Genomic DNA, 12,187 nt, shown 5'->3' on the forward strand with positions numbered 1-12,187 from the left:
GTATTACCTTAAATTGATAAATACTTTACAGAGAATACATGAGTTTATTAAGCCAGCCATCTGCTTTTGATGGCTTATAAATCATTATAATATCCTCACTGTAGTGACTGTTAACCCCCTTTACAGTTAATTTTGTAAACCCTAAATCGTCAATAACAAAGTTAGGTAAATACGCCAACGCCAAGCCACTTTGTACCACCTCTATTAATGCACTGTAATCGCTACATCTAAAAACAATATTGCGCGGGGCAATTTCATCTTCCCAACCATCGGAGCCAATACCTTGCTCTAGGCCGCACAGCGGCGAAAATAATGGGCAAGCAAAAGCCCCATGAAGTAGTTGGTTTTTATTGAGCGTTAATAAACCTTTTTGTACTAGCTGATGCGCAGCGGCCGCAGCCACACTAAATCCAGTATTAAATACATCAACCGCTACTAAATTAGTATGTGAGCTGTTATTTAATGCCTCGCGAGTAACTAGCGCAATATGTGCCGAGCCCGACGCTACTTGGCTTATGGCTTCACCTTCAAACACATTATTAATACGTACCGAGCAAGGCAGGTTGCTAAGTGGTGTAAGCAGCCTCTTTAAACCACTTTTAAGTAAAATTGCAGGACCTGCAATAACCGCATTAAATTTATGATTATCGCTTTTAAAGCGGCTGGTAAGCTGCTGGTAATTATGAACTAAATCGCTGCTATGCTTAACAAATTCTTTGCCTTTATCATTAAGTACTAAGGTTTTTCCCACACGATTAAACAGCTCTGTGGCTAAGTTTGCCTCAACCTTTTTTAACGTTTTAGAAAGCGCCCCTGGGGTAATATTAAAATGCTTAGCGGTTGTATGCAGGTTTTGCGAACCCGCCATATGAATTACTTTTTCAATATCATCTAAATGCATAGCGCCAAACCGTATTGATTAAAAGGAAACAACTGATAACTTATTATCGATTATTTATACATAAAAATCAGCTTATAGTATCGCCATATTTATTTTTTGGGTATTAACATGAAAAACATACTGTTATTTTTTATTTTATTTTCGAGCTCGGTACTTGCAAATACACATCAACACAATTCACAAAGCCCACAGCTACGTTGGGTTTCATGGTATGGCACTTATCTTAGCTGGCGATAAAATACTTGCCAGCCACCTGCCTTTATACGCCCCTCCACACGACTACCAAATAGTGTATGAAGTAACTACAAATAACACCAACCTAAAAAAAATCAAAAGTGTTTTAAAAAAAGCAGCAAACGAGCAAAGGTTGATCACCATTTTACCAGCCAAGTTTGACCTAAACTTATTAATAAATAAGAAGGCACCCACCTTAAACATAACCGTATTTAACGGCCATTTTGAACGCGGTGGCAAAGTGCTTTTTAATGCCACACTAACCTTTAAAAACCCGTTATATGTTGAGAAGGTCACGACAGATAAAGCACAAAAAAATGCATTTTCGTTAGTAAAGCTTACAGAGCAGCAAGGCTTGATAATTCATAAAATACAAAGTAAACCAAGTTATGACTCGTTAAGCTTAGTGCCACTTACTAAAGGTGAATATAATGGGGAGTTAAAGTGTAATACTACAATTAATACAGCGCTTAAAAGTAAGCTAGAGGCATGTTTTAAAAGCGTACCAAGCTATCTAGAAACAAAAGATTTATCGGTTAATTAATTTATAAATAGCCAGCGCTTTTTAGCTTTAAAAGCACTGGTTTTATAAAGTGTTACTTCGCATTAAGTGTGTACAAATTTGCTTAAACATACTTGCCATTAAGTAATTTAACTTGAGTAAATATGTGACAAGTAAACGCTGCATTCCCATGCAGCGTTTGTTGCCATTTGTTTAGCCCTAATTAAAACTGGTAGCTTACTCTTGCTGAAAAGTTACGCCCAGGTTGGCTGTATTGGCTAAAATCAGCACTTTGCGATTGACCTGCAATTAGCTCAAAAGGTACATATTCTTTATCGAGCAAGTTAAGTACGCCGACATTAAGCTGCCATTCTTGCCACTCGTAGTTTGCGTATAAATCAACAATGCCGTAGCCATGCCCTTGTGTGGTTTTATCGCCGTTTGCATCAAGTACTACATCAGATTGCGATTTAGCTAAACGCCATGCAGCGGTCCAGTTAATATTACCGAGTTCTGTACTTAACAATACTGAGCCGTTTAACGGGCTAATGCTGGTAAGTGGCTGATCGGTTTCTTTGTTTTCACCATCAACGTAGGCCACGTTTGCCTCAAGCAGAATATTTTCAGCAACATACACGGCAATCCCTGCTTCTACACCGCTTATTTGTGTTTCGCTAATATTTTGATACTGATACAGCGTTTTGTTTACGCCAGGAATATACGTTGGCTCAACACCCACCACTGCAGTTTCAATAAAGTCATCGAATGCTGCATAAAAAGCACTTAAATTCACGCTAATATCGCTGCTTGCGTACCTAAGTCCAAGCTCAAATGAGTTGCTGCTTTCTGGGTCTAAATCGGCGTTTGGTAATATTTGATAAAACGGCTCTACACCGTGGCTTTGATAGGTTTGGTCGTGTGGTGGTATTTTAAAGCCTCGTACGTATTGCCCATACCACGACAAGTTATCATCCACTTGATATATAACACCTAGCTTAGGCGAAAAAGCAGATTCGGTAATATCATCAAGCTGCGCATCGGCATATAGCTCATCATTTTTAGCCTCTAAGGTGTAGTAATCATATCGCACGCCTGCAATAACCGACCACGCACTGTTATTAAACGAAATACTGTCTTGTACATAAGCGCCAATTAAAGAGGTATCGGCACCCGGAAACGCTTTTTGTTTTTGGTCTGTAAAATCAACCGTACCATCAGCTAAAACACGTGTTTTTAAACGTGGGCGGGTGGTGTCGTATAAGTCAATATCAACTCCGTATACCACTTCGTGATCGGTCGTTTCTCCTTTAAGCCCTTTATTAAATACTGCTTTTAAACCTAAAATATTTTGCTCAAAGCGATAGTCGTTATAATCGGTGTAGGTACTTGCGCCACTAATTTGATCGCTTTGCTGCTCGTAACTACTATAAGACACTTGCCCATACCACTTATCGAACGCGGCTGTTGCTACCTCTGAATGATAATCTAGCGCCAGTGACCAACTAGTGTCGTCTTCTTCGGTTTCTTGAATGGCGGGAGTTATTACTTGCTCAATTGTTAGATTAAAGTAGTCAAGGGTGTATTTAAGTGTGCGTTTTTCATCAAGCTGCTGCTCAAATTTAACTAATAAAGCATCCGACTTTGCATCATAACCGGGTAGGTTTTCGTCATAGTTTTGTACTTCTTCGCTATCGCGGTGGCTATATACGGCGCTTACAGCAAAGTCACCTAAGTCTTTTGCAGCGGTAATATCAGCGGCAATTTGGTTGCTTTGACCTTGATACCCCAGCGCCATTTTTACAAAGCTGCTGCTATCTTTTAAGTAATCGCTTGGATCTTTAGTGGTTATAACCACAATGCCACCGAGTGCATCAGAGCCATATAAAGACGATGCAGCACCTTTGGCTACTTCTACTTGTTTTACGCCTGCTACATCAAAGTAATTACGGCCAACTAAATAACCCCCTCCGCCTGCATAGCCATCGTTGGTGCGTCGGCCATCTTTTATAAATACAACACGGTTACCACCAACACCACGTACGGTAAGTGTTTGCGCGCCTGCACCGCTGCCAGTGGTTGCAATGCTTGGATCGTATTTAAACATGGTTTGTAAATCTACAGCTAGCTGGCGCTCAATGTCTTGCTCGGTAATAACAGTAACTGAGCCTGTTACATCTTTAAGCTTTTGTTCAAAGCGCGAGCCACTCACAACAATATGATCGTCAATTATGTTTTCGGCTAATGCAGCGCCTGAGCCAAGTAGTAAGGTTGCTATAGCAGTAAATTTAAATGCAGAGGGATTCATTTTAACTCCAAATGATAATAGTTATTATTTATGGCGAGGATGTTACAACTAAGTCAAATTAAGATCAATTAATTATGATAATCATTTTCATTTAGATTTAACTGGTTATAATAGCCGAAAAATAAAACCGGAGTGTGTAATGAAATACCTATTTATATTGTTTGCTTTAATAGCCCAACCTGCACTTGCACAAGAGCGTGTTATTAGTGCTGGCGGCACCCTTACAGAAATAATTTATGCGCTAGGCAAGCAAAATACCCTTGTAGCGGTTGATCAATCTAGCATGTACCCGCAACAAGCTACGCAATTACCGCAGGTGGGTTATTACCGAGATTTAGCAGCAGAAGGCGTGCTTTCTATGCGCCCAACCACCTTGTTAGCACTTGAAGGAGCAGGGCGAAGCCAAGCACTTACACAAATTGAGGCAACAGGGGTTAACGTAATTCATTATAAAAAGCCAACTTCTGTTAATGAGCTACTTGCGCTAATTAAACGCCTTGGTACCGATTTAAACGCTAACCAAAAAGCGCAATCACTTATTACGCACATTACAAACTCATTACCTGTAAAAGCAAAAGAGCAAACACACAGTGCGCTATTTTTACTCTCAGCTAATGAGCGCGGGCTTGTTGCCGCAGGGCAAGAAACCGTCCCTAATTTATTATTTAGCTATGCAGGTATTACTAATATAGCCGCTACACATTCAGGCTTTAAAGCAATTAACAGTGAAGTACTTGCTGTAAATCAGCCCGACTTTTTAGTTGCGCCAAAGCATGTTGTGCAAAGCCTTGGTGGTAAACAAGCCTTTTGTAAGCAAGCTCCGCTACGCTTATTAAAAGCCGCGCAAAGCTGTAATTTACTTGTAATGGATAGCTTACTTTCGCTTGGCATGTCGCCGCGTATTGCCACAGCAATTAATGAGCTTAACGAATATAAAACCCAATTATGAACACCCTAACATTGAGCCGCTTTACGCCCATAACACTTAGCCCAACCCATAAATGGATGCTATTAGCCTCTGTGTGTATTTTTGCTTTGGCGCTACTAAGCATAGGGTACGGCCCTGCAGGATGGGACTGGCGTTTAGCCATTGCTTGGCTTGCGCCCGAGTACTTTAACCAGTTTGATGCCCTGCAAATTAATGTAGTAATGCAAATACGCTTACCACGTTTTGTACTTGCTGTATTAGTAGGGCTGATACTTGCCCAAACAGGGGCGGCAACTCAAGCGCTGTGTCGTAATCCATTAGCCGATCCATCCATTATTGGCATTAGTGCAGGTGCGGCTATGGTTGCAGTGGCGTTTATAGCACTTAGCGCGCAGTTTAATTTTAACGCGCAACTGTACTTACCTTATGCCTCGTTTTTAGGAGCGCTTGGTGTTACCTCGCTGATATATTTTATTGCCAAGCAGCAAGGGCTAATTAATATCACCACACTTATATTGGTGGGGGTGGCTATTAACGCATTAGCATTTGCGATTATTGGGCTACTGAGCTTTTTTGCCGACGACAGCGCATTGCGATTAATAAATTACTGGACCATGGGATCATTAGGCGGGGCAAGCTGGAGCACGATTATTCAAGCGGCGCCGTTACTGCTTATTAGCCTTATTGGCCTTTGGCGATTAAAAGAACCAATGAACTTACTCCTGATTGGCGAGTCACAAGCTCAGTACCTAGGAGTAGACACTAATAAACTTAAATTATATGTAATTATACTTGTTGCATTAGGTGTAGGTACAGTTGTAGCGCTTACTGGTTTAATAGGGTTTGTTGGCTTGGTAGTCCCGCATATTGCCCGCTTAATGGTGGGGCCGCATTTACGTAATATGCTGCCGCTTTGTATGCTAATTGGCGTAGTGGTATTGCTACTTTCTGACTGGTTAGCCCGCATTGTTATAATGCCAGCAGAGCTACCCATTGGTATTATTACTGCGCTTTTAGGCGCGCCATTGTTTATTTATTTAATCGTTAAAAATAAGCGAGGTTGGTCATGATCACGTTTAATAATTTAAGCGTTGGCTTTGATAATCATAACGTTTTAAACACCATTTGCGGCAGTGCTAAAGCAGGGCAGCTTGTCGCACTACTTGGTGAAAATGGCGCGGGTAAATCAACCTTACTGCATACCTTAGCAGGAATGCATTCCTTTACAGGCAGTGTACTTTTTAATACAAAGCCTTTAGCCTCACACGCTAAAAAACGCCTTGCAACACAACGCGCAGTCATGATGCAAGCAAACCACGTAGGGTTTGATTTTACTGTATTTGAGCTTATTGCAATGGGCCGCTACCCGTATGTAGAGTCATTAAAAATGCAAAGCGAAAAAGTACATAAATACGCCGCTATTATGGATTTAAGCCATTACTTAACTCGCCGCGTAAGTGCGCTTTCGGGCGGAGAGCAACAACGTGTTCATATGGCGCGTACTTTAGCGCAGCTTAATGCCTTTACACAATCGGCAGAGCCTAAACTAATGCTGCTCGACGAGCCTACATCAGCACTTGATATGCGCCACCAACATGCACTGCTCAGCTGTGTTAAAACCTTTGTAGAGCAGGGAAACAGCGCCATTATTGCAATACACGACCTAAATTTAGCCAGCCTTTATGCAACCGATGCTATTTTACTGCACAACAAAAAAGTGCTGCAAAGTGGGCCTATAAACACCGTTTTAACTGAACAAAACTTACAACAAATGTACGCCATGAAACTGCACGTAAATCCTCATCCTTATAACGATGCACCCATGGTTTTTTCCCAACGTCAGGAGTTTTTATGAGAGAGCAAGCATTAAACGATGCACGCACCTTGGTTTACAAAACCAATGCCGGTGTTATGTCGACTATTTCAAACAATTTACGCGGCTACCCGTTTGGCTCGGTAACCCCCTATATGTGCGACGAACAAGGCCGTGTTTACTTTTTTATTAGCGATATAGCCCAGCACACTAAAAATCTAAAGCACGACTCTCGTATGAGTCTTACTATTTTTGATGCCGCCGACTACGGCGACCAAAACGAGCACGGGCGAGTAACACTCGTTGGCGATGGCTCTGTTGTGCCAAGCGAGCAAGCAGACACTTTACTCAACAATTATATTGCCTTATACCCCGAAGCCGCTAGCTATCGCAACGCGCACGACTTTCAGTTATGGCAATTAGACGTAATACGTGTGCGTTACATTGGTGGCTTTGGAAAAATATTTTGGCTTGAACAAAATGAATGGCAAGACGAAGTAAAAAACTGGGACGAAAGCCAGCAGCAAAGCATGATAAGCCATATGAACGACGACCATCAAGATGCTATGTCACTCATATTAATGCAGCACTATAACGTAGCCGATAACACCCCAATAATGAGCGGCCTACTACCCACTGGCTTTTATATACAAAGCCAAAAGCGTAACTACTTTATTAACTTTAAAACCCAGTGCAACAGCCCGATAGAGGTTCGCAAAGCGCTGGTTACGTTAACTAACCAAGCTCGAAGTAACTAAACTAAATACATGACGACATAGTTAACCTGAGCTCTGGTTAAGAGGTTTACTAACTATGTCGTTATTTTATAAGCAAGCTGTTTGCTCGCCTCGATCGCCTCGCTTGCCTAACGCTTTAAAAGCCGCTTGTTGATGTTCTTTTTGTATGTAACGGGGTGGCAAAGGGTTAACCTGCAACTGATATCCTGTTTGATTAGCTTGTACATTTGTTACCGGCGATATCCAGACAACATTTAACTCTGGCGCTAAACGTTTAATAACACGCGCTATACCTTCGCCATTTTTCACATGAAAATCGCCCGCAATATGCATTACCTGCGTATTTTTATGTGCTGTTATATAGTTAACAATAGACTCCCCCATGGTTTCATCCCATGCAACTTGTGCTGAAAAATAGTTTTCGTTTTGACTGGGCGAGCCGTGGTGCATTGACGCCATAAAGCGTTGTTTATATTCACTGGGGGACGTATCAATAGTGCTCGCAATATAGCTCTGCTGTGTTTCATCAAGTTTATTTAGGTAACTTATGCCTTGCCTGCCAACACACGTAACAATATTTTTAGGCGCATTTGCAGCGATTACATCGCTATTGTTCGTTTTTGCCAGCTCTACCAGCGCCCGATAATCGCTTTTGTAATTAGGCCATGCTTGGGTGTTATCAATTAAGTACTGCTCACCAATTTCACCCTTAACGAACTGGTTTAAAATATGCTGATCGGCGCGGCTAAATTGTTCAAGCGACAGGGCAGTGCGTTTATTACCTACACTTAATTGCTCAAATAACTCCGCCTGAAATAAATGTACGCCCGGATGTGTATGCCATTCACCCACTAAAACCACATCGGCATTTAATAGCGAAGGCTCTAATAATACAGAGCTAACAGGCTTTGCTTGTGCATTATAAAGCGCTGAGTAATAAAGCGATGAGCTTTTATCAGGCGGCACAGTGGTTGTACTACAACCACTCAAACCCGTAACTAACGCCAGAGTTAACATAGACTTTTTCATACACACCTTTCAAAACCCGTTAATACAAATAATTATCAATATCATATATTTATAATGCGTATTAAGCCAGCCAAAAACAGTACAAAATAAATAAGTAAAGAAGAGCAAATAAGGCATTGTAGAGTGTAATTGATAGGCAGTTATGAGCGAGAACCCGTCATTCAAAAGTTTTGATATCTGAAGTCAAGATTTGACCCTCGGCTTTTTTCTAAACAAAATACTGAAATTAGCCAAATGGCAAGGCGCTATAACGCAGGTGGTGCGGCTAATGATGGTGGCGGCTCTGGTGTTGTAAATATACATATAACTAGCCAAATCATTGTGCAAGGTGGTGCTAATGAGCAGACATCGCAAGCCGTTGGTCAGGACATTGCCCGCCAAGTTGTTAAGTGTTTGAGATTGGTGTAAAAAGGAGCTTTAAAAAGCGAGGGAATGTTTGTGATTAAGAAACTATTAGGTAATCTAATTTTTTGGTATGTCATTGCAGTTAGTGCAATTTTTGGTTTTGTTGGTCTTTTCTTTTTCAAGCGGTTTGGTTTTAATTTAAATGCCCCTATAAAAAACTGGGTTGATACAGCAAGTTACTTTAATGGAGTGTTAACCCCCCCTTTATTAGCCATAACCTCAATCTTGATTTTTTTAACTTGGCATACTAGTAAAAAGGAGCTTAAAACTAACCAATATATGTTGTCAGAACAATTAAAAAATCAAAAAGAGAAAGAAAGCTTTGCTCTGTTTATAGATCAAATTGAAAAATTAAATGATACCTTCATTAGGAAAAATAGGGTTATTGATATTTTCAAACTTGATTTGATTTTTGAAATAAACAATGAATATAAACAAGCTAGAAAGGAACAATCTGATGCAGACACACCTGATGACCTTTATGATTACATATCAAACCTTCAAGTATCTTTTCTTGAACTTTTAAAAAATGGTAGAAATTTTTCTGTTAACAAAAAAATTCACAAAGATACAAAGAGCTATACCAAAGATAAATTCAATAGAAATATTAATAATTATAAAAAAATTATTTTAAATGCCCTATCTATTTACTACATAGACAATTACAAAAAACGAACAGAAGTAATAAACTTCTACAGTTTGCTTATGCAATTACCTAATCAAAAAAGAGAGCACAGGGATCCAACATTAGAGTTCAAACTTGGTTTTAACAATGATATTGCAATGATTTTAATTCTCAAGAACGATGAATTAAATAATGACTTGTTAGATTAATTATTACATCTTCACCACTAAATTAATTGTTTTAAATGGATATCTTATGACTGAACATGAAAAACAGCAAAAAGAAGAAAGAGATTTTTTAAAAATTATAATGATAATTTTTTTAAGTACAATGCTTGGAGTTTGCTGGGTATTTGGTCACTTTTTTGGATTTTCGCCATCAAAAAATCTCGACGTTTGGTATCAAACAGCAACAATTTTCACTGGCGTTACAACTCCATTTATTTCTGCAATCTCAGTATTTCTTTTATACTTTGTTTGGAAAGATAACCGAAGAGAGTTAGCTGAAACAAAAAAAGCTTTAACAGAGCAATCTGATACTCAAAACTTTAGTGTTATTAAAGATGCTGTTTTTGAAATTGCTGATCAAGTTAAGGTTTGCCTTCAAAAGGATGTTGTAATGGGTATGGGGAGTAATGGATGGATATTGAGTAATGTAAATTCCCCTGTTTCTGATACTCGATTTTTACCTGATGAACAAGGTAAAGAACAAAGAGATGAAATGAAATTAGAATCGTTTTTACAATTATATTTTACATTTACGCGCAGTAAGCCTATTGAAAAAAATAGGTATAACGACTCAATGAAAGAATTGATATTTTCTAACCCAACTTTTGAGTTTATTGAAAAAGTAAAAACTATCGCACTGTTCGTCCGAGAAACAAAAAGCATAAATTACAAAAATATTTTAGAAATTACCTTGTTTGCAAAATTAAATATCTTTACTTGGATGATGTTTGTCGAGATTTCATTTCATTTATTTAAAACAGCAACACTTGCAGAAAAAGAAACTGCTGAGCTTGTATTTGAAGAGATTGCTGGTTTAACATGTAGGCAGCTTAAAGAAGTTTATTGGATTGATGCACTTTCTGACGAGGTTTTACTTGAACTAAATGCCCGTAAATTACTATAACTGTGTAAACCCCTTTCCAGCCGAAAGCTTACCCAGTAAATTTTACTCGTTACCAGTGAATGGGGTCCAATCTTGACTTCATACATTAAGGGTTATGAATGTCCCTTCATGGCACTCTCCAGCCACTCGACAACATAAAATACTGATATTAATCGGCAAGATATTTTACTGTGTCGGATGGCGCTTCGCTTATCGACCTACACTGGCACATATTCGGCTGTCAGATTTAATTGAATCCTATTAATCAATTTTGACAACTAAACTTATCCCCGTAATTACGACCCTTTAACAACCACGTTTAACAACAAAGCTTTTTAAACATTAGAGCGCGCTGATTCTGCAACTCCTTTTAATAACTAGTTAAACACTCTCAATTATTACCTTTTTAGGACAACATCGATACGTTATATTATAATAATTATTGCATTTGGCTCTATTTTAAGTGAGGGTTAGTTTATGAAAGTGTTTACTCAAGGCCTGAGTGTTGCCCTGCTATTAGGGTTGGACTTTAGTGCTCATGCTCAAAAACATGTTCATGGGGAAGGGGAGTTACTTATTGCTCAAGAGGGCAATGTGCTGCAAATGCAGTCTATTATTCCGGCTGCCGATGCGCTGGGGTTTGAACACCAAGCTGCTAACCAATCTGATAAAAATGCTATTGATGTACTTGCTCAGCAATTAAAAAATAGTAGCCACGCTATTGATATAGAAGGGCAGTGTATTTTACAAAGCACCGAAAACTCACTTGCTCACAGCCATGATGAACACACAGACTTTCATAGCCACGATCACCACAATATTGAAGCCACCTACAACTTTAACTGCAAAACACCGGTTATGGGTTTTTCAGTTACACTGTTTAACTTAATGCCTTCGCTGAATGCGCTTAACGTGCAATGGATTAGCAATACGGGGCAAGGCTCAACAAAGGTGACGCGCAATAATCCTGTAATAAGCTGGCAAAACTAATATTTAGCCGCCAACGCGTATTACTCCCACATAACCTGCTAATTAAAAGAGCTTATAAGCATGAAAAGCCAACTTATAGAAATGTCAGTGTAGTAAATCAAGGTATAACAAAAACCTTAGATGTACGTATTACTCACCAATTTATTAAGCGTCTTTACGATGGCAAAACGGTCTCTAAACCAAGCAAACCTGCTATGCCTCTTGTTTTTAATCGTTAACCGGAATATTTAAATTTATGAATGCTAAAAGCCATTTGTCCGATATTACTTCGCAGTCTAATTCTCTCAATGCCCGCCCGTTACAATGGGTCGGTATGGAAGGGGTTTCGCTGCCGTTACATATTTTAAATAACAAAGGTGAGCAAATACATACTCACGCCAAGGCTGGCATATTTGTTAGCCTTAATAAAGCAAATGCAAAAGGCATACATATGTCGCGTTTGTATTTATTGCTTAATGAACAACTGGCAAATAAGCCACTAAATGGCCTAACACCATTCAGTTAAGCATGTTTTGACTTAATGGTGTACCGAGTTTTTGAAATTCGAACGGTCCTACTTTTGGGCCGTTTTCTTTTTTCTGGAAGAATATAACGTTTCACTCGTTCTC

14 protein-coding genes are annotated in these 12,187 nt (G+C 39.4%); 11 read left to right on the plus strand and 3 right to left on the minus strand.

Annotated features, from left to right (window positions below; translation table 11 throughout):
- Positions 1 to 25: 25 nt before the first annotated feature.
- Positions 26 to 901, minus strand: a complete 876-nt coding sequence (locus tag I6F49_RS12260) for a LysR family transcriptional regulator (RefSeq protein WP_197180752.1) — start codon at positions 899 to 901, stop codon at positions 26 to 28.
- Positions 902 to 1,009: 108 nt separating this feature from the next.
- Here I6F49_RS12260 and I6F49_RS20505 point away from each other — a divergent pair, with 108 nt between their 5' ends.
- Both I6F49_RS20505 and I6F49_RS12265 read left to right on the plus strand, forming a co-directional pair.
- Positions 1,010 to 1,138, plus strand: a complete 129-nt coding sequence (locus I6F49_RS20505) for a hypothetical protein (RefSeq protein WP_269435382.1) — start codon at positions 1,010 to 1,012, stop codon at positions 1,136 to 1,138.
- On the plus strand, positions 1,113 to 1,679 hold the full coding sequence (locus I6F49_RS12265) for a hypothetical protein (protein WP_231615093.1): 567 nt from the start codon (positions 1,113 to 1,115) through the stop codon (positions 1,677 to 1,679). The genes I6F49_RS20505 and I6F49_RS12265 overlap by 26 nt, the downstream gene beginning before the upstream one ends.
- A gap of 181 nt (positions 1,680 to 1,860) precedes the next feature.
- Here I6F49_RS12265 and I6F49_RS12270 read toward each other — a convergent pair whose 3' ends face one another.
- Positions 1,861 to 3,942 carry a TonB-dependent hemoglobin/transferrin/lactoferrin family receptor gene (locus I6F49_RS12270; protein WP_197180754.1) on the minus strand — a complete coding sequence of 694 codons (2,082 nt, stop codon included), beginning with the start codon at positions 3,940 to 3,942 and terminating at the stop codon, positions 1,861 to 1,863.
- A 139-nt stretch (positions 3,943 to 4,081) separates the two neighbouring features.
- On the opposite strand from I6F49_RS12270, the gene I6F49_RS12275 reads away from it, so the two are divergent.
- From I6F49_RS12275 to I6F49_RS12290, 4 genes are read left to right on the plus strand one after another with little or no spacing between them, the layout of a single operon-like run.
- Positions 4,082 to 4,891, plus strand: coding sequence for a heme/hemin ABC transporter substrate-binding protein (locus tag I6F49_RS12275; RefSeq protein ID WP_197180756.1), 810 nt, complete (start codon positions 4,082 to 4,084; stop codon positions 4,889 to 4,891).
- Positions 4,888 to 5,940 carry a FecCD family ABC transporter permease gene (locus I6F49_RS12280; RefSeq protein ID WP_197180758.1) on the plus strand — a complete coding sequence of 351 codons (1,053 nt, stop codon included), beginning with the start codon at positions 4,888 to 4,890 and terminating at the stop codon, positions 5,938 to 5,940. The genes I6F49_RS12275 and I6F49_RS12280 overlap by 4 nt, the downstream gene beginning before the upstream one ends.
- Positions 5,937 to 6,725, plus strand: coding sequence for a heme ABC transporter ATP-binding protein (locus tag I6F49_RS12285; RefSeq protein ID WP_197180760.1), 789 nt, complete (start codon positions 5,937 to 5,939; stop codon positions 6,723 to 6,725). Before I6F49_RS12280 ends, I6F49_RS12285 begins: the two co-directional genes overlap by 4 nt.
- Positions 6,722 to 7,441, plus strand: coding sequence for a HugZ family pyridoxamine 5'-phosphate oxidase (locus I6F49_RS12290; RefSeq protein WP_197119004.1), 720 nt, complete (start codon positions 6,722 to 6,724; stop codon positions 7,439 to 7,441). Before I6F49_RS12285 ends, I6F49_RS12290 begins: the two co-directional genes overlap by 4 nt.
- A gap of 66 nt (positions 7,442 to 7,507) precedes the next feature.
- On the opposite strand, the gene I6F49_RS12295 is transcribed toward I6F49_RS12290, so the two are convergent.
- Entirely contained in the window at positions 7,508 to 8,449 is a 942-nt protein-coding gene (locus tag I6F49_RS12295) for a ChaN family lipoprotein (protein ID WP_197180762.1), read from the minus strand.
- 234 nt (positions 8,450 to 8,683) lie between these two features.
- On the opposite strand from I6F49_RS12295, the gene I6F49_RS12300 reads away from it, so the two are divergent.
- The 5 genes from I6F49_RS12300 (at position 8,684) to I6F49_RS12320 (ending at position 12,084) form a co-directional block, all read left to right on the plus strand.
- Positions 8,684 to 8,857, plus strand: a complete 174-nt coding sequence (locus I6F49_RS12300) for a hypothetical protein (protein ID WP_231615094.1) — start codon at positions 8,684 to 8,686, stop codon at positions 8,855 to 8,857.
- A gap of 30 nt (positions 8,858 to 8,887) precedes the next feature.
- Positions 8,888 to 9,688 (plus strand): hypothetical protein, encoded by an 801-nt coding sequence (locus I6F49_RS12305; protein ID WP_197180764.1) that lies wholly within the window; start codon positions 8,888 to 8,890, stop codon positions 9,686 to 9,688.
- Between the two features lie 46 nt (positions 9,689 to 9,734).
- Entirely contained in the window at positions 9,735 to 10,610 is an 876-nt protein-coding gene (locus tag I6F49_RS12310; protein WP_197180766.1) for a hypothetical protein, read from the plus strand.
- Between the two features lie 456 nt (positions 10,611 to 11,066).
- Positions 11,067 to 11,579: a ZrgA family zinc uptake protein gene (locus I6F49_RS12315; RefSeq protein WP_197180768.1), complete on the plus strand. Its 513-nt coding sequence runs from the start codon at positions 11,067 to 11,069 to the stop codon at positions 11,577 to 11,579.
- A gap of 235 nt (positions 11,580 to 11,814) precedes the next feature.
- A complete protein-coding gene (locus I6F49_RS12320; RefSeq protein WP_197180770.1) occupies positions 11,815 to 12,084 on the plus strand; it encodes a GTP cyclohydrolase, FolE2/MptA family in 270 nt (89 codons plus the stop codon).
- Positions 12,085 to 12,187: the final 103 nt, after the last annotated feature.

It is taken from the genome of Pseudoalteromonas sp. SWN166 (genome assembly GCF_015864485.1).
Classification (GTDB): domain Bacteria; phylum Pseudomonadota; class Gammaproteobacteria; order Enterobacterales; family Alteromonadaceae; genus Pseudoalteromonas.